We start from the raw sequence: 21752 nt of genomic DNA on the forward strand, positions 1-21752 counted from the left end.
TAAAGATTATGAAAAAAATAAATAGAATATTAATTGTATTTCTGGCAGTACTTACCCTTGCCGGGTGCTCAAAAGACTGGCTGGATGTCAACACTGACCCGAATAATCCTGCCTCAGCTTCAGCTGAGCTTACTCTGCCTGCAGCCGAAATTGGTATCGCAGCACATGTAGGTGGATATTATAATTTAATTGGTGGTTTTTGGTCACAATACTGGTCGCAAAGCAATGCAGCCAACCAATATAAATATCTTGATCAGTATCAGATACAATCAGGTGATTTTAACGATATCTGGAACCAAATGTATTCTGATCCACTTATGGATCTTCAGTTTGTAAAAAAAGAAGCGCTTGAAAAGGAGAATTGGACTTATTATTTAATGGCAACTGTGCTGGAAGCATATGCTTACCAGGTTATGGTTGACCTTTATAACGATGTACCTTTTTTCGAAGCTTTTAGGGGAGAATCTGAGTTAAATTTTAGTCCTAAATATGACAACGGCAAAGTAATTTATGATACCCTTATTGCACGAATTGATAATGCATTGGCAAAAGGTTCTACCGAACTCACAGCTGCACAAATAAAAGGTGATTTCTTATTTGCTGCTGATTACGATACCTGGGTTGAATTTGCGAATACCTTAAAACTAAAAATGTTTATGAGGCAAATGTATAGTCACCCTGCCGAAGCTCAAGCAGGTGTAGCAGCCTTATATGCAGCAAATGCTTCGTTTTTAACACAAGATGCTGGAATTGATATATATATTAATGAAGAGAAGAAAGATAACCCTCTTTATGCATCCAATGTTAGAAAGTTGAATGTGGGTACTAACCTAAGAGTAAGCACAACAATCTTCAGGTATTTTGAAGCAAATTCAGATCCTAGGTTGAATTATATTGTTTCATCAGGTACATTGCCTATGCCTCAGGGTGGATTTAATATTCCTAGTGCAGAGCTTGATCCTCCTGCTGTAGCTGTTTTTGCCCAGGCACCAACCGATCCTGTTTATTTCATTTCTGAAGTAGAAAGCTATCTTCTACAGGCAGAAGCTATTGCCAGAGGTTGGGGAACTGGTGATGCTAAAGCACTTTATGATGCTGCTGTATCAGAGGCATTTGCAAGATATGGAGAAGATGCATCAAGTTTTATTGGTACAGGTGGTGTTTATGAATATCCGAATAGTGCTACTTTTGAAGTAAACCAGGAAGCCATAATTATGGCAAAATGGGCAGCAATGGCGGGCAATCAATCGATCGAAGCCTTTTTCGAGTCGAACAGAACAGGTTATCCAAGAAAATCTGCAGTGGCGCCATGGCTAAATGGAACATATAATGTAGCTTATCAAGGTGGTCAAATCTCTTATTCCCTTGAAGGTGTAACCGGCGGGTTGTTTCCAAAACGCCTTTTGTATCCTCAGGATGAGGTAAATTTAAATACTAACTTCCCCGGGCAAACGAGCGTTACCGATAAGGTATGGTGGGATAAGAAATAATTTAAACACTATTAAATATGAAAAATAAATTAAAAATACTTGGCATAATCTTCTCACTGACTGCACTAATACATGGTAGTTGTGAAAAGAGTGTATCTTCAGAAGGTCTTTCGCGTCTTACATACTTTCCAGAATTTACAGTAACTGGCGAAAGCGTAGAGTTTGTTGAATTAGGAGAAGCTTGGGCAGATCCAGGTGTTATCGCCACAGAGAATGGTGAAGAAATTCCTGTTGTTGTTTCTGTTGCTGGTGATTATTTTAATTCTTCAGGAGAGTCTGTTAACACAGATTTAGCGGATAAACATATAATTACCTATACTGCAACGAATAGCGATGGTTTCGACGGAACGGCAGAAAGAATAGTGTATGTTTATAAGAATGGGGATTTAGTTTCCAGCATCGAAGGTTTATATCTTTCTACAGTTTGTCGGATGGGAAACTGCACTCCACAGTATACTGATTTGGAATATGTGATGATCAGAGCCACCGGAGCTAATACTTATGAAATTAATTGCGCAGTAGGTACATATTATTCAGTGGGACGTGCCTATGGTAGCGATTATTCAGCTCAGGGATCTGTTATTACTGCCAATGATATAGCTGCCAATGATTTTACCATCACTGGGGCAACATTCCCAATTTGGGGCAACACTGTAGAGATTACAGATTTTACGGTCGATGCAGCCAATAAGGAAATCTCATTTACCGGTACAGCTAATATTGGTAATGGTACATTCTATGTCTATTTAACACAAGTAAATTAAAACATGAGCCATATGAAAAGAATTATTTATATATCATTTATTGTGCTTACGATTGTCCTTTCATGGTCATGTGAGGCAATCTATGATTGGAATCAACCCAAAGAACCAACGACCGAGTATTCATCAATTTTCCCTTTATCAGGTGAATGGTATGTTACCTATAAGTTTGACGATGGATCTGGAGTAATTGACGATTATTACGGTTTAGGATATTTACGCTTATGGACGACTAACACAGCTGCTAATGATGGAAAAGATATGTGGATATCTGATGGTGCCAATACTGGTGGTGGAGGTAATTTCTGGTATTATTCTGTAAAAACACCCATAAATGTATCAGCTAAAACCTTTTCAGGTACTGGATTGGAAAGTGTAATTGACGATGGTGGCACTCCTTATGAGGTTACCATAAACATTGCCAATGGAAAAGTAATTGAAGACGGTGGTCTTTCAACATCAGGTGTTGTTGTAGATAGTATCTATTTCGAAATAGAGTTTTCTGACGATCCAGGTAATATTTATTATTGCTCTGGCACCCGTAGAACTGGATTTCCAGAAGATGATCACTAGTTTAGTAGCCAGCTAAATTAATGCACTTAATTTAAAGAGGGTATCCATTTTTGGACACCCTCTTTTTTTATTAAATACTATTTATTACTACTTTTACGATTATTCTAAGCAGTCTATCACTCATTTTTAATCAAAATAAATAATCCATGAAAAGATATTTTACTTCATTATCTATATTATTCTTTGGTTTGAGTTCGATACTGGCACAGTTATCAGACGGAGGTACCCCTGAAAGCTTTACCAATAATAACCTAAAAAGCAGCAGTAATTATATTCGACACAGTTTTTTAAAAGTAGATATTCAAAATCAACTCGAACACGATAAAAAAGAAGGAATTAAGAATCGTTATGCTGTTTACGAGAATGTCAAACTCGATCTTAAAAATAAGGAAGGTCTTTTTCAAATTTCAAACGGCAACGTTTGGAGAACTAGAATAGATGCGGAAAATGCATATTCAATTTCTGTTATTTTTTCGAATTTTAAGATTCCTCAAGGTGCAAAATTGTTTGTTTACTCCCTCGATAATAATATTATTCGTGGAGCATATACCTATAAAAATAATAAGGAGAATGGAATATTCGCTTTGGCTGATTTTCCGGGTGATGCAATTATTCTTGAATACTTCGAGCCATTTGATCCAGATTTTAAAGGTAGCTTAATTATAGGTAAAATAGGAAAAGCCTATCGTGACTTGGGTGAAATTGATTTAAAAGCCACTACTGAGGATAACATAAATGTAACTTGCCCTGAAGGATACCCTTACCAAACCGAAAAACATGCTGTGGCTAAAATGACCTTTCAGGAAGGTAATAGCGGATACTTATGCACTGGAGCTTTAATTAACAATGCTCGAAACGATGGTAAACCTTATTTTCTTACTGCCAACCACTGCTTGAGTAAAGAAATCGTTGCTAATACCCTGGTTACTTATTTTAATTATGAAAGGTTGAATTGTACTGGTATTTATAATCAGCAACAAACACTTTCAGGGAGCGTTCTTAAGTCAACAAATGCTGCAACCGACTTTACTTTACTCGAATTATCGGAAGTACCACCATCTGATTACAGGCCATTTTATGCTGGCTGGAATGCTGCGAGTGATGATTACGTTATATCGGGATACGGAATTCATCATCCGCAAGGAGAAGACAAAAAGATTGCTGTCAGTCATGATTCTATTCGTTCATGGGACTTCAATATATCCTGGCAAGATGGTATTGAATCGGAACCAAATACGCATTGGCTTGTTTTATTTAATGCTGGCTTTACACTTGGTGGTTCTTCAGGTTCACCTTTGTTTGATAATAATAATAGGATTATAGGACAGTTGCATGGCGGTGGCGATGGTGCTGATTTCTATGGCAAGCTTTCACGATCATGGAACCTTGGTACATTGGCAAATGGAAAGATAAAACCATTCCTTGATCCTGATAACACCGGTACGCTTGTTATGGAAGGGTATTATCCGCCAGAGGTGATACCAGAACCTTTCTTCCTGGCTGATATTACTTCGGTTTGTGAAGATGCAGCAATTTCTTTAAAAAATGGTTCTGCGTTTAATATTACAAACTATAAATGGCAGTTTAATCCAGGTAGTGTTCAATACCTTAATGGCACAAGCGATACATCAAAATATCCAATAGTTGCCTTTGAAGAGTCTTTGAATTATAGTGTTAGTTTAAAGGTATCCAATCAGAATGGTTCTGATTCCACCACTCGTAAAAATTATATTAGTAGTGGTAATGTGATAAAACCTCTCATAAAATCAATTACTGATACATTGGATTGTCTTGATGTTTTTGATGAGCTGGTTTTTTATGGGGTAGGTGCCGATTCGTTCAGCTTTAGTATTTTAGAGGGAGAAGAGTTTATTGATCCTCTTTTCTCGGATAATGGAGATACATTAACTTTATTAAGAAAAGAAGGACTTGTATCAGAAACTACCCTTCATATTGATATACAACTTAAGGGTTATCAAGGTGCTTGTGCTGATAGCGTGGTTCAGCGGATATACTTAATTGTACCAGAGAATGATTTTGTTGCCAATGCCATGATGTTAAATATGGGTGAAAATGGTCCATTTGATAATTATTGTGCAACCGTAGAAGAGAATGAGCCCCATCCTGTAATCGGCGCATGCGCAACTCTTGGTGAATGGTGCGATTGTGAAATTGGTGCTCCATACCTGGATAATAGCGTTTGGTTCACTTTCATAGCACCCGCTACAGGCGTTATTGGAATTGATTGTCCGGGTTTTGACAATCAGATTGCTATTTATGAGGCTGCGACTGCAGAAGATATTGTTTCCGGTAATCCTTTGCTCTATACTATTGTTGCGGCTAACGATGATTATGATGAAATCAGTATCTTTGCGGCTCGTATCGATAATATTTCTTTAATCTCGGGCAAGAAATACTGGTTGCAAGTAGATGGAAGCGCTTGTGGTGCCTATGGAGAATTTAATGTTAAACTTGTTGATGGAGGCATTGTAAGTATTAATGATGTTGATAATTTTGATTTAAGAGTATACCCAAATCCGGTCAATTCAAGTTTTACAATTTCAGGAAATCTGGGGAATGATATTTTTGTAACAATTTTATCAATTGATGGAAAAGTTGTTGCTGATTATCATATTAATAACATCACTCAAAACAACGAACATACATTTACTTTACCTCAAAGCTTGAAAAGTGGTGTTTATTTATTAAAAGTTTCTGATGGTAAGAGTATTACCAATATGAAATTATCGGTAGTGCATTAATAGTTATTTTTCTTTTAAAAGGTCTGGTTATTAATTTATTAGCCAGACTTTTTTATTGGCCTAAATAAAAATACAAACCCAAACAAAGGGTATTGTTTATTTAATTCGTATTCTTTAAAGTTGAGTTAATTAATTCTACTTTAACAGATTTACAATTTTGAATATGAGTAATTTATATCACGCTGTCGTTTTAAATGCCGGTCATAAATTCTATCAATCATTTGTTCTTCGGTCATCTGTTTATAAAGTTTAAAAGTGATAAATTCTTTAATATCACGAGCCGATAGTAAAGGTAAATCATCAAAGCAATGCAATTTTTCTTTTAAAATAAATGACGAGACCAAAAAGTTTAATGCAACCTGGTGTTGCCATGCAAGCCATTTTCGTGTCTGAAACTGGTCTAGCCCGAGTATCTGTTTTGATTCTTTTATGCAATGTTCTACAAAGTACCGTTGTGCTTGCATATAGGCTATAGCTTTCTTAGTGTATTGTTCAAGATTAGCATTGGTAAAAGAATATTTTATTTCGTCCTTGCCTTCTTTGGTTTTCGTTTTACGGATAACCAGTAACCTTTGCTCTACTTGCATTTTACTGTTATTGATTATCCAAAGCTTTATAAAATGATAGTCAGCTACAAGAACTCCTTTGGCTGTATTACGAACACTAATACGCTGCCAATTTTCGTCATTTAAAGTCTGTAAATATTTTGATACACTTAATTCGTCTGTAGTTGCTTTTAATTTCTTGGGTTCACGACCCTTATTGCTTTTTCGCTCGGGAATAGCCAAGTCAGGACGTTCCAAATATATTTTTGGTCTTTATGGATATCCAGCATGTACAGATAACCAAGCAAATCTATGCTGCTGGCAAAATCCACATCGTTACCATAATAACCATCGCCTCCAATAAAATCGAAGATGATGCCATTGGTTACTTGCTGGCGAATAATTTCTAATGCCAGTTCGAGCTTAGTTTTAAATGTTCGGTGCTTTACAGGAACGCCTGCTTTTTCGCATCTTGTCTTGTCGTCACACCAAGCCTTGGGAAGGTATAGTCGGGCATCAACCATTGATGCAAAATCCCCATTACTTAAACAAGCAAATACCGCAACCTGACTATTTGATAGTTTCCCTACATTCCCACAATATTGATGTCCAACGCCTACGCTATGGTCGCCTTTTTTTACCCAACCACTTTCATCAATAATCAATCCTGTAAGTTTTCTTTTGGGTAAAACCTGGCTTACTTCCTGGGCTACTTGATTTATCAAAACTCGATGATCCCAGTTAGACTCAGTTATAAAGTGCTGCATTTGATGGTAGTTAGCTCCCAAATCTTCGCTTATTCTTTCAATATTGCGCATCTGACTTTGTATTATTCCTAATGAATATTGCTGTGCTTTGTCAAAGAACTTCTTTGTTGAATTACAAAATACATGCTGATAATCATTAAGGTGAACACTAACTCGCTCTATTACAGAGGTCAGTGTTTTTCCATATCGATTATTATTTTTACGTTGTATTAAACATTTTTCGGAACGATAAGCCTGTTTTTCTGTGCATTGAAGATACTGAATTTCCTTGAAATATCAATGTTTACAAGGGTTTTGTTTAATCTGTTAAAGTAGAATTAATTCTCTCTCCTTTTTATTAGTTTTGACTTTTCAACCGAATTTCTGTGAGGCCATACCTGTCATTTCTTATTATTAGTATTCTGCTTTTTCCTGTTTCTCAGGCAATGGCGCAGACATTTTCTTTGTCGGGTGTGGTTACCGATGAAGGAAAGCAGCCTCTGCCTGGTGTAACAGTGGTGGAGGTGGGCACTACGCGGGGCGTAGTAACAAACCTCAATGGGGTTTATCAGATTGAAATCAGTTCGCCACAAGCAAAAGTTTCCTTTAGTTTTGTGGGCATGGAAACCCAGCTTCTTGCTGTTGAGAACAGAAACGTTATCGATGTGGTGCTTTTACCAGCCCTTTACCAGGTTGAGGAAGTTGTGGTGACAGCACTGGGTATTTCGAAAGAATCAAAGGGTCTGGGTTATGCTGCTACCGCTGTGGGGAACGATGCGCTCACTGGTGCGGGTGAGAAAAACATGCTCAATGCCCTGCAAGGCAAGGTTGCGGGGGTCAATATTACTTCGGCTTCTGGCGCTCCCGGGGCTTCGTCGCGCATACTCATGCGTGGTATTTCTTCGCTTAGTGGAAGCAACCAACCTTTGTTCGTGGTCGATGGGGTGCCGGTGAACAACACTCAAACAGGCACGGCTTCCATCAATGGAGGAACTGATTTTGGCAACAAAATAAACGATATCAACCTAAACGATGTAGAGTCGGTAACCTTTCTCAAAGGAGCTTCGGGAATGGCTTTGTATGGTTCCAGAGCCTCCAACGGGGTGATAATCATTACTACCCAAAAGGGAAAGTTAAAAGAAGCTGCTCTGGTAAGCTATTCAGGCTCAGTAGGCTTTGAATCGCCTTTACGCTTAGTGGAATACCAAAACCAGTATGGACAAGGCATTTATGGCAACTCGGTATTGTACGAAAACATGAGCTGGGGTCCAAGGTTCGACAACCGATACAGGCCATGGGGTCATATGGTCGATGAAACGGTTCGTGTGAAATCGTACCGTGCTTTGCCTAACAATGTAGAGGAATTTTTCGAAACGGGCAGGAGCATGAGCCATTCACTCTCTGTTTCGGGCGGAAGCGAGCAGACCAGCTATTACCTTTCTTATTCCAACCTGCAATGGGATGGGATTTTCCCTACCGATGCCGATCGGTATAAAAAGCATACTTTTTCGCTTCGCGGCACACAAAAGGTGGGAAAGCGAGCCTCAATAGGGGCTTCGGTCAATTACATCCGAAAGCAGAACAGCTCTGTACCTACCGGACAGGGCGAATCGTCGGTATACAACCAAGTGATGCAAACACCGCGCGACATTAGCCTTATCGAGCAGCAAGACCTCGAAAATCCGTTTAATACCATAGACAACCATTATTCGCTCTATACGGTCAATCCCTATCACATTCTGGTTAACAACGGGAACCAGAATACCGAGGACCGTGTCTATGGAAGCCTTGAATTCGATCTTTCTCTTCCGGCTGCCTTGCAACTCAAGTGGAGGTTGGGCGCTGATATCAGCAACGAAAATCTCGAAGCATATCGTGCCGCTGTTATTCCTCAGGGCAACAATGAATTTGCTTCGGTGTACGACGCGGGTTCGCGCAGCCGTTCGAGTCTTGTCCGCCAGCAAATCAATAGCGACCTTATTCTTCAATGGGCAAAAAACCTCAACAATTATGATATTTCGCTCCTTGGGGGGCAGTCTGTTAACCAGCGCAGTGCAGGAGGTTTTGGTACTTCTGTCAGTTCTCAACAAAATGAAGACTTTCCGCATCTATCAAACAGCACAGTGAGTCCGGTGAGTTTTGAAAGTTCTTCGATGGTGCGCAACATTGGCTTGTATGCCGCTGCCGACTTTTCTTATCGTAGCTTAGTTTATCTTTCCTTAACAGCCAGAAATGAATGGAGCTCTACTTTGCCCAAACAAAATAATTCTTACTTCTTCCCCGGTGTAAACCTAGGGTTTATATTTACAGAACTCTTACCTGGTGTGCATAAAAGATTTCCTTTCGGAAAAATCCGGGCCAGCTGGGCCAGGGTCGGAAACGATGCGCCGCCTTATTTTGTCGATCCGATGTATACCCAGGCCGCACATTCCGATGGTTTTGGATATTTTGCCTTTCCGACGGCTTCAGGGGTGAACGCCTACGAAGCAGGTGCCTTTATCGGCAATCAGCAGTTAAAGCCCGAAATGACAACCGAATATGAGTTTGGCATGGATTTTCGTTTCTTCAATAACCGACTTTCTATCGATGCGGCATGGTACCACAAACAAATCGACGACCTGATTTGGGCTTCTCCTCTTGCCACCACCTCGGGTTACAAATACCAGATGCAAAACCTGGGCAGCATGCAAAACGAGGGTATCGAAACGCTTCTACGTGTGGTGCCTGTGCAACAAAAGCATTTTGCTTGGGAAATAGCCCTTAACTTCACAAAAAATTTCAACAAGCTTTTGTCGCTCAACAATGAGCTGGAGCAGGCTGAATTAAATGCGCTGCGTGTCGATGGCGGACAGCAGATTCAGTGGATGGCTATTCCGGGGCAGCCTGTTGGGGTATTTCAGGGACGCGGACCAAAGTATACAACCGATGGAAAAATGGTGGTCGATAACCAGGGGCTCCCGGTGGCCGACAGTGAATTGAAAACCTTTGGCAATTCGCAATACAATTATTTTGGAGGAATTACCAATACGCTTAGCTACAAAGGTCTAAGTTTACTGGTGCATTTCGATGTGCGCATGGGGGGCATTATGTATTCACGCACCCGCGACATCACTCTTTGGGCAGGTACGGTGCCCGAAACTCTTTACAACGACCGCCAGCCATTTATCATTCCCAACTCGGTGTATGAGGTTGGCAGAGATGCCTTGAATGAACCCATTTATGCAGAAAATACAACTCCCATCGATAGAGTCAGGCTGATAGATTATTGGGGAAATGGAGGTTCGCAAATTGATGAAGCATCTTTTATCGATAAATCGTTTGTAAAGCTTCGCGAGATAACTTTTGGTTACACTCTGCCTGCAGGTTCACTAAACAGCATTCATATTAAAAACTTGTATCTGGGTGTTTCCGGGAAGAACCTGTGGTTGTGGACACCGGCTGCTCAAACATACATCGATCCGGAGTTAACAACCTTTGGCAACGACCTTGGTGCCGACTTTGGAGAATATGGGGCTCAACCCTCGGTACGGAGTATTAATTTTATTGTAAAGGTGGATTTTTAAGAACAAAATAGACAATTAGACAATTGGACGATTAAACCATTAACCATTAACCATTAACCATTAACCATTAACCATTAACCATTAACCAATTATCACATTACCACATTATCACATTACCACATTATCACATTATCACATTATCACATTATCACATTATCACATTATCACATTATCACATTATCACATTATCACATTATCACATTCTAATTAACTCAACTTGATAAAAACAAAACAAATATTTTCTACCCTTTTCTTGGTTATCTGCCTGCTCTCCTGCGAAAACTGGCTGGATGTCAATCAGAATCCTGATGCTCCCCTGGAGGTAGATTACCAGCAATTGCTTCCTGCCGGTACCTCCAGCCTTGCCTATGTCATGGGCGGCCGCTACCAGGTGCTTGGGGCGCTTTGGTCGCAGCACTGGACCCAATCGCCCGGTGCCTCACAATACAGCGGCATTGATGCCTACAACATCAACAGCAGCACCTTTGACGAAAACCAGTTTGGAGAACTTTATTCCGGGGCGCTGGTGAACCTTGAGAAAGTGCGCATTGGTGCCAGGGCCGGTGGCGAATTCAATTATTACCTGATTGCAACCGTGCTCCAATGTTATACCTACCAGGTATTGGCCGATTTGTACAACCAGATCCCTTTTTCCGAAGCTTTAAAAGGAGGCATGGGCAATACAGAACCGAAATACGAAGCAGCCGAAGCCATTTATGACAGCCTGATTGCCCGCATTGATCTTGCACTTGCACAGGATTTCGAAAAGGATGATCTGTTAAATCCAGCTACAGACGACCTGGTGTTTGAAGGCAATATGGAACAATGGGTCGCTTTTGCAAACAGCCTGAAGCTTCGTATTTTCCTGCGTCAGTCGGAAGTGAACCCACAAAAGGCGCGCGACAAGATTATTGAACTGTATGCCTCGAACCCCGATTTTTTGGACAATAGCGCTGCACTGCACATCTATACGAACGAATCAGGAAGAAGAAACCCTCTTTACGAAACAGAATACCAAGTGTTTGGTAAAAATCCTAACCTTATTTTAAGTGCTACTCTTTATAGCTTCTTAATCGAAAATCGCGATTTTGACAGACTAGATGCTTTGTTTGAATTGCCTGCTTCGGGGGGTGAGCACAAGGCCCTGGTGCAAGGTAACTTTTTTGCACCCGATGAACCCTCGGGGACGAATAGTTCGTCTTTTTCAAAACCCGTTATGCGGGCCGATGCGCCGGTATTTTTAATGAGCGATGCAGAGTCCTACCTGCTTCAGGCAGAAGCCATTGTCCGCTATCAGGTGGGAACCTATCAGGAGGCAAGGGAAAATTATGAAAAAGCCATTACAGCTTCCTATGCAATGATACTTAACAGCACCATTTCGAATGCCGGAGTTATCGGCCTGGCTCAGCAGTTTTACCGGGGTGTTTATGCCTTTCCTGCTGAAGGGAATGAAACCGATGAATATTTACAGGCCATCGCCATTCAAAAATGGCTTTCCCTGTCGGGTATTCAGAATTTAGAGACTTTTTTTGAATCGAACCGTACAGGATATCCGACGAAAAGTAGTGTGCCTGCAGAAAATACTGCCTATATTCCGGGTGAGCTTACCCTGTCGGTAAACAACGCAACCAGTGGTCGGTTTCCGCGAAGGCTGGTTTTTCCCGAATCGGAATATGCCAACAACAGAAATACTCCTGCAAAAAAAGAGGTGTGGGAACCTGTCTGGTGGGATGTTTTAAACAACTAAAATAGAGACTGAGAAGAGTCCGATGAAAAGACAAGAAAGACATAGAACAATACAATCAGCCTTGGTAATTGGCTCAAGTTTGCTTCATAAAGCCTGGTTGTTTCTTTTGCTTGTATTCATCATTGTGGCCTGTGAACCCTGGAATGAAACAGCCGATGTTTCGCATGTTTCGGAATTTCCTGAATTTGAATTGGAAGGTGAAGGCTTTGAGTCGTTTGTGACTGAAGATTCGGCCGAATATACCGATAAAGGTGCCAGAGCATTTGCGAATGACATGGAATTGTTGGTTTATTCACAGGGTAGGGTAGATTTAAGCATCCCTGGAGTGTATACCATCCAGTACTTTGCCCAGAACGAAGATGGTATTTGGGGAACTGCAGAGCGCATTGTGGCGGTAACTTATCAAGATGTAACAGCCAACGATTTATCCGGTCATTATACCAGCTCTGGTTTTGGGCAAGAGGCTGAGATGAAGCTTGTAAAAACGCATCCACAGGGGCTTTATACCTGCAATGACATAATGGGATACCCCGATGCAGAGATGAAAGGAAAGCTTGTTGATTTGGGCAACCATACCCTGGTGCTGGTGCATGGTGAGGGCGATTTTGGCTCCTGGGCCGATCGCGAAGGAGAATATACCCTCAGCTCACTGGCCTGGACGCTTGCTTTGCTCGATGAACCTTACCAGGGGGTTGAAGTGGACATTGTGTGGCAAAAGAAGTTGGATTAATCTGCTTCTTTAAAATAACCAATGGGAAGTAGGTTTCTTTGTGAAAAAGAGACCATTAACAAAATGTTGATTTCAACAATATGATTGAAAGCCGAATGAGAAGAAAAGGAAATAGAATGTTTTGGAAGATAGATTCAGAAGATCAGTCGAGAACTTTTGTTACTTTGAAGTTTGCTGGTTATTTAATCGCAGCCCTATTTATGCTTTTGGCTTGTTCCGACGACGAGGAAACTATTGACTATGCCAATGGATATCCGAACAAATTGGCAGGCAACTGGGTGGTATTCCAGTTTCATGGCGACTCCATTAATGACCCAATAAGTGGCCCCTACGATCTGGTTACCGCGCTCGACCCTAACCGCAAAAAATCCCTGATTCTGGATAATCTTTACAATAGCAATTTGCGTGTACGGGCCGAAATACAGGGCGATACAGGAATATATGCCATCAATACCCCCAGCTCGATTTGTTGAATGACAATACCTATGGAATTCAATCGGTTAGCATCGATGGCTATGTGAATGAGAACTATATTCTGGCAAATTTTATCTATTCTTTGGCCATGGCTTCATTCGAGAATCCTGCTTTTGAGGTTGAAGACATCGACGAAATTATCTTTTTCAGGGCAGGCCTTTACGATGCTTACTATTCGTTGGTCGATACCATTATGGTTATGGGTTATCGGCGAACAGGCTTTGAAGAGGTAGAAAATTAATTGGAAGGGACTTTCTTATGATTCGTTTATTTCGAAATAAAAAAACAATTTGGCGAATTACTTTACCAGGTTTGGCGCTAATCATTGCAGTATTCTTCTTTCGATTTTTTTATTCTAGCCTTTCCACACCCAAACCCGGATTTGATCAGCCTAAAGGCTATTACAGCTATTTTAAACAGATAACCACACCCTTGTCTGACGAAGGGTTACATTACGAGTTGAATTATGCCCTTCGGGAGTATACCAAATCCAAAGAAAATTCAAAATTTCAGCTTAAATCGTCACAACAATACAACTGGGTTCAGCGTGGGCCTGGTAATGTAGGCGGACGAACCCGTACAGTAATTTTTGACCCGGACGATACCAGCGGCAATACCTGGTTTGCCGGTACCGTAAGTGGAGGAATCTGGAAAACGACCGACAAAGGTGCTACCTGGACAAACCTTACACCTGATCTGCCCAATCTTTCTACATCCACTTTAGCTATATCATTGTCAAATGCCCAGGTAATTTATGCCGGAACCGGCGAGGGTTTTGGAGGAGAAGGCATGGTGGGTGGAAATGGTATCTATAAATCAACCAACAAAGGACAGAGTTGGAATGCGCTCGAGAGTACCTTAAATGATGAACGATTCAGGTATGTAAACAAACTGTGGGTAAGTCCTACTGACGAAAATATTTTGCTGGCTGCTACCAACCGAGGCTTGTTAAGGTCGGATAATGGAGGCATAAGCTGGACACAAGTATTTGCCGGGGGGTATGTAGTGCAGGATATTGCCCAAAATCCACTTAATGAGAATATATTGTTTGCTGGTGTCAATACATTGGGGATTATCCGCTCAAACGATCAAGGTTTAACCTGGAGCGTGACAAACCAAGGTATGGGGGAGGTGCACCGGGTTTCAGTTTCTGTAAGTCCTGTCGATACTGCCTATCTTTTTGCCGGAGTAGAAGCTCCCGGGCAGCAGACTCATATCTATCATTCGCGCAATGGCGGACAAAACTGGCAGATAAATTACAATGCCGATGGCTTGTTTACTAACTTTCATAAAAACCAGGGATGGTTTAACAACGTGGTTGCTGCTCACCCGCTCGAAAGGAATAAGGTTTTTGTGGGTGGCGTATACCTTGGGCTGCTCGATTTTGGTCCTTCGACCTACAATGCCAACCGCAGTGTAATGCGCGTAGATACTTTAGGCACAGGGGCAGCAATACACTTTGTGAATTTTGGTGGTGCCAACTTCAGTGGAGCACTTGCCAATGGGTTGGACGAAGAAGCAGAAGTAGATCCGGATGACTTTGTGAGCGTGGAAATCCGATTTGGAAATAATCGTTCCCAAAAAGCTCACCGTTTTACTGTGCCTGCCGGCGAAGGGGCAGGGGTGCCAGCCAGTTTATATGCTTACAACGATTATGTGGAAGTGCCTTTCGAGGTTTGGGATACCGACAACAACCGCCAATTGATGGTTTCGTTTCGCGACCAGGAGAGAGACGGCAGCTTTAATCTGATTGAAAGAAAATATGACGATGCCATCAGCGGACGCGAATACATTTTTGTTCATGCCATTGCCTACGATTCTTTGACCCCTTCGGCAATCATTGGCCAACAGGGCGGCCATCAGCAAAAACTGCTCTATTTTCTGTGGCCTACCTTACCTGAAGATACCCAATGGAATGCAGCTTCACTGCCGGATGGAAAACTGATGGTGACCTATGGCAGCATCCAATACCGCGATGCTTATACCACCATGCTGGCCGACGATAAGAAAAATAAGGATTTGCATGTCGATCATCACGACATAAAGTTTTTTCTTTCCGGCACCTCCAATAATTTTAGCATCGTGGAAGCCAACGATGGCGGATTGGGTTATTCTGCCGACAATGGCAACACCTGGGAACAGGTAAACAAAGGGTTTATCACCACCCAATTCTATGGAGCCGCTAAAAGGCCAGGACAAGACGAATACATTGGCGGTATGCAGGACAATGGCACCTGGCAATCGCCCGAAGGAGTGGCGGCCAGCCAATACTCACTTTACGATTTTCGCATCGAAGGAGATGGTTTTCAGGCTTTATGGCACCCTTGGTACCCACAGCGTATGCTCGGAAGTAGTTACAACAATTACATTAAGGTATCGAATAACTATGGGGCCGACTGGAACTGGGTGCACGAATCGGTGCTGGGTTCGGGTCCCTTTATCACTAAATTGTCTCATTCGCACAACAATCCCAACCTTGTTTTTGCGGTGGGGAATAGCGGTGTATACCGCCACACCAACTTTGGAATGGGGTCGCTCCCCTGGGAACTCATTTCGCTGGGCGAGAGTTGGGCAATTAACCAAGTAGTCACCAGCAGTCACCAGGTAAAAGTTTCGAAAGCCGACCCATCGGTGGTGTGGGCTGGAGGCGGAATGTTCAGTCAACCCGATTTGTCGATTTTTCTTTCGAAAGATTATGGAAAAACCTTTGATACTGTATCGCTCTATCGCGAAGCAGAGATGGGTTATCTCAGTGGGATGGCTTCACACCCAACGAATCCGGCCGAGGCTTTTTTGCTCTTTTCGTTAAGAGGTAAACCTAAGCTGTTACGAACCTACAATTACGGTGAATCGTGGAGAGATATTTCCGGTTTTGCCAGTCATGAGGGAGATTCGAGCATCAATGGATTTCCAGATGTAATAGTGAACGATTTGTTGGTAATGCCCTTCGACACCAATATACTATGGGCAGCTACCGAAATTGGTTTGTTTGAGTCTGTCGACAATGGACAAACCTGGCACCCTGCACAAAACGGATTGCCTGCCGTATCGGTTTGGCAACTTGATGTAGTCGACAACCAGATTTTGACTGCTACACATGGCCGTGGATTATGGACAGCTGATTTACTCATTACCCACAAAAAGGAAATTGAAGAACGTACCACGTTTAATATATGGCCCAATCCGGCCACAAACCATTTTTTTATTCAATCTGTTTCGGAACATAAACAGGAGGGAGCTGTGGTTGTTTATAGTCTTTCTGGAAAACAATTACTTTCCATAGAGTTGGAACAGGCAATTCAAAGTGGAATGGATGTTTCTTCTTTGCCACCCGGAACCTATATTGTAGTGAAAAGAGAAAGGGATCGAAAAGCCTCCTGCAAGCTTATTATCCGGTAAGAATTTAATGGTTTCAAACACGTCTCTTAGTATAAGTTACTAGTATGTAGCACAAAAAAATCTTCCTTTCAATCTGCAAAAATTCGTATTAGTGTTTTGCCTCAGTTTTGCTATATTTGCGCTTCGAAAAAAAAGAGAGAACGAAACGCGATAACCATTATTCTTCTATGGAAAAATACGATATAAACCATTTGCGCGAGTTGGAGGCGGAGTCGATGTTTGTGCTGCGCGAGGTAGCTGCACAGTTCGAAAGGCCTGGTTTGCTATTTTCAGGCGGAAAGGATTCAATTGTGATGTTTCACCTGGCGCGCAAGGCTTTCTGGCCGGCTAAAGTGCCTTTTCCTTTGCTGCACATCGATACCGGCCATAATTTTCAGGAAACCCTTGATTTTCGCGACGAGCTGGCTGAAAAATATGGAGTACAATGTCATGTGCGCTATGTGCAGGATTCGATCGATGCAGGAAAGGCAGTAGAAGAAACCGGTGTGAATGCCAGTCGCAATGCACTACAAACAGTTACCCTGCTTGATGCCATTGCCGAGCTCAAACTCGATGTAGCTATGGGTGGCGGCAGGCGCGACGAGGAGAAAGCCCGTGCCAAAGAACGCTTTTTTTCGCATCGTGATGATTTTGGACAATGGGACCCCAAAAACCAGCGTCCCGAATTGTGGAACTTGTTTAACGGAAAAAAGAAGATGGGCGAGCATTTTAGGGTATTCCCCATCAGTAACTGGACTGAGATGGATGTATGGCAATACATTTACATGGAAAACATTGAAATTCCCAATTTATACTTTACCCACAAACGTCCTGTTTTTAACCGCGACGGTGTGTGGATGTTTAAAGCACCCTTTATGCAGTTAAAAGCCGGTGAAGAATTGGTGGAGAAAGATGTTCGTTGTCGCACCATTGGCGACATTACATGTACCGGGCTTACACTTTCGAAGGCCAATACCCTCGAAGATATTATCAATGAAGTAGCCGCTACGCGTACCACTGAAAGAGGAGGCCGTTCCGACGACAAACGCTCGGAAGCTGCCATGGAAGACCGCAAAAAAGAAGGTTATTTCTAATCGTGAAATTATTTAAAGCAAAGAAAAATGTCTGAATTCCAGGAACATCAAGCCGGATATCTGAATATGGAACTCCTTCGTTTTACTACCGCAGGTAGTGTAGACGATGGAAAAAGCACCCTTATTGGCCGCCTGTTGTACGATAGCAAGGCCATTTTCGAAGATCAGATGGAGGCCATTGAACGCGCCAGTATCAACAAGGGGGAAGATTATGTGAACCTGGCATTGCTTACCGATGGACTGCGTGCCGAGCGTGAACAAGGTATTACCATTGATGTAGCATACCGCTATTTTGCTACTCCCAAACGTAAGTTTATTATTGCCGATACTCCTGGCCATGTGCAGTATACCCGCAACATGGTAACCGGAGCCTCCACAGCCAATGCTGCACTCATACTCATCGATGCACGAAAAGGAGTGATTGAACAAACACTTCGTCACTCGTTTATTGCGTCATTACTGCAAATACCACACGTAATTGTATGCATCAATAAAATGGACCTTGTCGAGTACAAAGAAGAGGTTTTTGAACGCATACGCAAAGATTACGAACAAAGCATTTCGGACAAACTCAATGTTAAAGATACCCGTTTTGTACCTATCAGCGCACTGAATGGCGACAATGTGGTGGATCGTTCAGAAAAAATGAAATGGTATGAAGGACCAACGCTTTTGTACCTGCTCGAACATTTGCACATAACCAACGACCGCGATTTCAGCCATTTGCGCATACCGGTTCAGTATGTTATCCGGCCACAAAGCGACGATTACCATGATTATCGTGGATATGCCGGCCGCATTGCCGGTGGTGTTGCCAAACCAGGCGACAAGGTTACGGTGCTTCCTTCCGGTTTGACAACTACCATTAAATCCATCGACATGATGAACCATGTTGGAATGGATGCAGCTTTCCCGCCTCAATCGGTAACCATTCGGCTAAGCGATGAAATTGACATTAGCCGCGGAGATATGATTGTGGGAGAGGATAACCTTCCTACAGTAAGCCAGGATATTGTTTTCAGGTTTTGTTGGTTGAGCGAGCGACCGCTGGTTCCGGGCGGCAAATATACCATCAAGCACACCTCGAAAGAAGTGAAATGCATTATTAAATCTATCGATTACAAGATTGATATCAATACACTCGAAAAGAACCATCAGGATAAAGCAGTGGGCCTCAATGAAATTGGGCAAATGACTATACGTACCACTCAGCCCCTGGTGTTTGACGACTATGAGAAAAACCGCATTACCGGTAGCCTGATATTGGTGGACGAAGCCACCAACAATACTGTATGTGCCGGAATGATTGTGGATTAAGCATTATTACTGCTTAATAGGGGTTGATGGGAAAAGCGATAAAACTTTTTTTAATTACAGAAGGGTATATATAGAGAAGTTTCTTTATCTGAGTTGTGCTTCATGCCTGGAGACACCCTATAGACATTTGTAGATTATTTTTTAAATCAAAATCAGAAAGGGTACCTTTGAAAAAATGTAAAATTTAAAGTGGTCGAATTTGACCACTTTGGAATATTTTGATTATGAGTAAAATAAGTACGATTGATATAAAAAACGCAATTATTTCAATAACTAAAATTGATGAGGAAGATTACATTTGTCTGACCGATATGGCAAAATCCAAAGATGGTGATAATAGAGCAGCAGATGTAATTAAAAACTGGATTAGAACTCGAACCACAATTGAATTTCTTGGAACTTGGGAAACAATGTATAATCCAAGTTTTAAAGTTGCCGAATTTGACCACTTTAAAATAGAGGCTGGGTTACCTACTTTTGTATTAAGTCCAAAACAATGGGCTGAAAAAACTGGAGCGATTGGAATAATATCGAAATCGGGTCGATATGGTGGAACCTACGCACATCGAGATATCGCATTTGAATTTGGAGCAGCTATCAGTCCAACTTTCAAACTTTACCTGATTAAAGAATATCAGAGGTATAAAGAGATTGAAAGTAACCAATATAATCTTGAGTGGAGTGTAAAACGACTTTTAAGTAAAGCAAATTATCATATTCAAACTGATGCTGTTCAGAAACACATTTTACCGGAGAAAAATTACACAAAAGACAAAGAATGGTTAATTTACGCAGAAGAAGCGGATTTATTGAATGTTGCATTATTTAATTGTACTGCAAAAGATTGGCGGGAAATAAATCCTGAACAAGCAAAAAAGGATTTAAATATTAGAGACTTTGCAAGCATTAATGAGTTAGCAGTTTTATCAAACATTGAAAGCCTCAATGCAGAATTGATTAGAAAAGGAATTGAAAAAGTGGATAGATTTTTGCAATTGCGTGAAATGGCTGTTTATCAATTGGAAATTCTGGATAAAAAGAATGCTTTAAAAGCCTTGAAAAAACTTGCTGATGATATATACATTGAACAACAAAAGAAACTGACTAATTAGTCACCCCTTAAAATGACATTATGTTATTGTATATTAACATGTTATGTTGATAATTTTCCCTAGAAAGGCGATATAATTTGCAAGAAATTTGATAATTTGCTGAAAAGCTTTGCAAAATGGTGGCAAAAACAGAAAGGCATCCTCAATTGAGCATCTTCAGAACCCCGTTGAAACAGTTTATTAATTTGGATCATGAAATCTGCGTTTTGGCAGACAGAATTGATTGGGAATCAGTGACGAATGATTTTAAAGGGTATTACACGGAATTTGGACGACCCTCAGTTCCTTTACGAAGAATGATTGGGCTTGTCCTTCTCAAGTACATCTATAACCTTAGTGATGAGAATATTGTGGATAGATGGGTTGAAAATCCTTATTGGCAATATTTTACCGGAGAAACTAATTTTCAGACTGATAAACCATTCGATCCCAGTGAGTTTGTGCATTTCAGAAAGCGGATAGGTGAAAAAGGAGCCGAAAGATTATTGAAGTTATCCATTGACATATTTGGCAAAGAAGCCAAAGAAAAAGAAGTGCTGATTGATACTACTGTACAGGAAAAAAATATCACCTTTCCGACCGATACCAAGTTGCATAAGAAAATCATAGATAAGTGCAATACAATCGCTAAAACTGCCGACATACCACTTAGGCAAACCTATAAACGCACAGTTAAGCAATTAATGATAGATCAACGTTTTCGAACTCATCCGAAACGCAAAAGAAAGCCATGGCAGCCGCCAGGAAGATTAAAACCATAGCCGGTCGGCTTGTACGAGATTTGCAAAGAAAAATGACTGATGATCAACTTAATTTTTATGGTCCAAGGCTCGAACTATTTCAACAAATACTACAACAACAAAGAGATACAAAGAACAAGATATACAGCATCCATGAACCTCATGTAAAATGCATAGCAAAAGGAAAGGAAGCAAAACCTTACGAATTCGGAAATAAAAGTAGTATTGTAAAAACCCGTAAGAGTGGGATAATAGTTGGAGCCCTGGCATTTAATGAAAACATTTACGATGGAGATACCCTGGATCCACAATTAGCACAAATTCAACGGGTTGCTGCTTATAGCCCAAAAGTAGCCATTGTTGACAGGGGTTATCGGGGAAGGAAATATGTTGCAGACACACAAATACATACTCCAAAACATTTACCTTCTTCTGCCACAAAATATCAGAAACAACAGGCCAGAAAACGTTTTAGAAGCAGAGCCGGAATAGAACCCGTAATAGGCCACTTGAAACATGATCATCGTATGATCCGCAACTACCTTAAGGGTGAATTAGGTGACAAAGTCAACACAATAATGGCAGGAACTGCTTTTAATCTGAAGAAAATGCTCTTAAGAATTAAAGCAGATCTAAAGAATATTTTATGCCAATATATTGAAACAATTTTTCAAAGAACTTTTGATATTATTTTGATCTCAAAATATCCTTTAGCGTAAA

General features: G+C 41.2%; 17 protein-coding genes. 15 read left to right on the forward strand and 2 right to left on the reverse strand.

Translation table 11 applies throughout. The annotated features are described in order from the left end of the window. Positions 1-8 precede the first annotated feature (8 nt). From IPM71_13300 to IPM71_13315, 4 genes are all read left to right on the forward strand, one after another. Entirely contained in the window at positions 9-1490 is a 1482-nt protein-coding gene (locus tag IPM71_13300; protein ID QQS50546.1) for a SusD/RagB family nutrient-binding outer membrane lipoprotein, read from the forward strand. A gap of 17 nt (positions 1491-1507) precedes the next feature. After that, positions 1508-2254 carry a DUF5011 domain-containing protein gene (locus tag IPM71_13305; GenBank protein QQS50547.1) on the forward strand — a complete coding sequence of 249 codons (747 nt, stop codon included), beginning with the start codon at positions 1508-1510 and terminating at the stop codon, positions 2252-2254. A gap of 12 nt (positions 2255-2266) precedes the next feature. Next, positions 2267-2824 carry a hypothetical protein gene (locus IPM71_13310; GenBank protein QQS50548.1) on the forward strand — a complete coding sequence of 186 codons (558 nt, stop codon included), beginning with the start codon at positions 2267-2269 and terminating at the stop codon, positions 2822-2824. Positions 2825-2970: 146 nt separating this feature from the next. After that, complete coding sequence (locus IPM71_13315) at positions 2971-5586, forward strand: T9SS type A sorting domain-containing protein (protein ID QQS50549.1); 2616 nt, start codon at positions 2971-2973, stop codon at positions 5584-5586. A gap of 149 nt (positions 5587-5735) precedes the next feature. On the opposite strand, the gene IPM71_13320 is transcribed toward IPM71_13315, so the two are convergent. Together IPM71_13320 and IPM71_13325 are read right to left on the reverse strand one after the other, a co-directional pair. Then, on the reverse strand, positions 5736-6389 hold the full coding sequence (locus IPM71_13320) for a transposase (protein QQS50550.1): 654 nt from the start codon (positions 6387-6389) through the stop codon (positions 5736-5738). Continuing rightward, entirely contained in the window at positions 6323-6949 is a 627-nt protein-coding gene (locus tag IPM71_13325) for a transposase (protein ID QQS50551.1), read from the reverse strand. Before IPM71_13325 ends, IPM71_13320 begins: the two co-directional genes overlap by 67 nt. A 314-nt stretch (positions 6950-7263) precedes the next feature. On the opposite strand from IPM71_13325, the gene IPM71_13330 reads away from it, so the two are divergent. From IPM71_13330 to IPM71_13380, 11 genes are all read left to right on the forward strand, one after another. Continuing rightward, the gene (locus IPM71_13330) at positions 7264-10440 is read left to right on the forward strand and encodes a SusC/RagA family TonB-linked outer membrane protein (GenBank protein ID QQS50552.1); all 3177 of its coding nucleotides are present in this window, start codon (positions 7264-7266) and stop codon (positions 10438-10440) included. A gap of 217 nt (positions 10441-10657) precedes the next feature. Beyond that, a complete protein-coding gene (locus IPM71_13335) occupies positions 10658-12187 on the forward strand; it encodes a SusD/RagB family nutrient-binding outer membrane lipoprotein (GenBank protein ID QQS50553.1) in 1530 nt (509 codons plus the stop codon). 22 nt (positions 12188-12209) lie between these two features. Further along, a complete protein-coding gene (locus IPM71_13340; GenBank protein QQS50554.1) occupies positions 12210-12917 on the forward strand; it encodes a DUF5011 domain-containing protein in 708 nt (235 codons plus the stop codon). A gap of 95 nt (positions 12918-13012) precedes the next feature. After that, positions 13013-13390: a hypothetical protein gene (locus IPM71_13345; protein QQS50555.1), complete on the forward strand. Its 378-nt coding sequence runs from the start codon at positions 13013-13015 to the stop codon at positions 13388-13390. Next, positions 13387-13632, forward strand: coding sequence for a hypothetical protein (locus IPM71_13350; protein QQS50556.1), 246 nt, complete (start codon positions 13387-13389; stop codon positions 13630-13632). Before IPM71_13345 ends, IPM71_13350 begins: the two co-directional genes overlap by 4 nt. Positions 13633-13649: 17 nt before the next feature. Continuing rightward, positions 13650-16790 (forward strand): T9SS type A sorting domain-containing protein, encoded by a 3141-nt coding sequence (locus IPM71_13355; protein ID QQS50557.1) that lies wholly within the window; start codon positions 13650-13652, stop codon positions 16788-16790. Positions 16791-16957: 167 nt separating this feature from the next. Beyond that, positions 16958-17863 carry a sulfate adenylyltransferase subunit CysD gene (cysD, locus tag IPM71_13360; protein ID QQS50558.1) on the forward strand — a complete coding sequence of 302 codons (906 nt, stop codon included), beginning with the start codon at positions 16958-16960 and terminating at the stop codon, positions 17861-17863. A gap of 66 nt (positions 17864-17929) precedes the next feature. Continuing rightward, complete coding sequence (locus IPM71_13365; protein ID QQS52843.1) at positions 17930-19180, forward strand: GTP-binding protein; 1251 nt, start codon at positions 17930-17932, stop codon at positions 19178-19180. Between the two features lie 224 nt (positions 19181-19404). Further along, positions 19405-20292: a KilA-N domain-containing protein gene (locus IPM71_13370; GenBank protein ID QQS50559.1), complete on the forward strand. Its 888-nt coding sequence runs from the start codon at positions 19405-19407 to the stop codon at positions 20290-20292. 116 nt (positions 20293-20408) lie between these two features. Beyond that, positions 20409-21053, forward strand: a complete 645-nt coding sequence (locus tag IPM71_13375) for a transposase (protein ID QQS50560.1) — start codon at positions 20409-20411, stop codon at positions 21051-21053. Continuing rightward, positions 21023-21751, forward strand: coding sequence for a transposase (locus tag IPM71_13380; GenBank protein ID QQS50561.1), 729 nt, complete (start codon positions 21023-21025; stop codon positions 21749-21751). The genes IPM71_13375 and IPM71_13380 overlap by 31 nt, the downstream gene beginning before the upstream one ends. The last annotated feature ends 1 nt before the right edge of the window (position 21752 follow it).

Source organism: Bacteroidota bacterium (assembly GCA_016699695.1).
Lineage (GTDB): Bacteria > Bacteroidota > Bacteroidia > Bacteroidales > UBA10428 > UBA10428.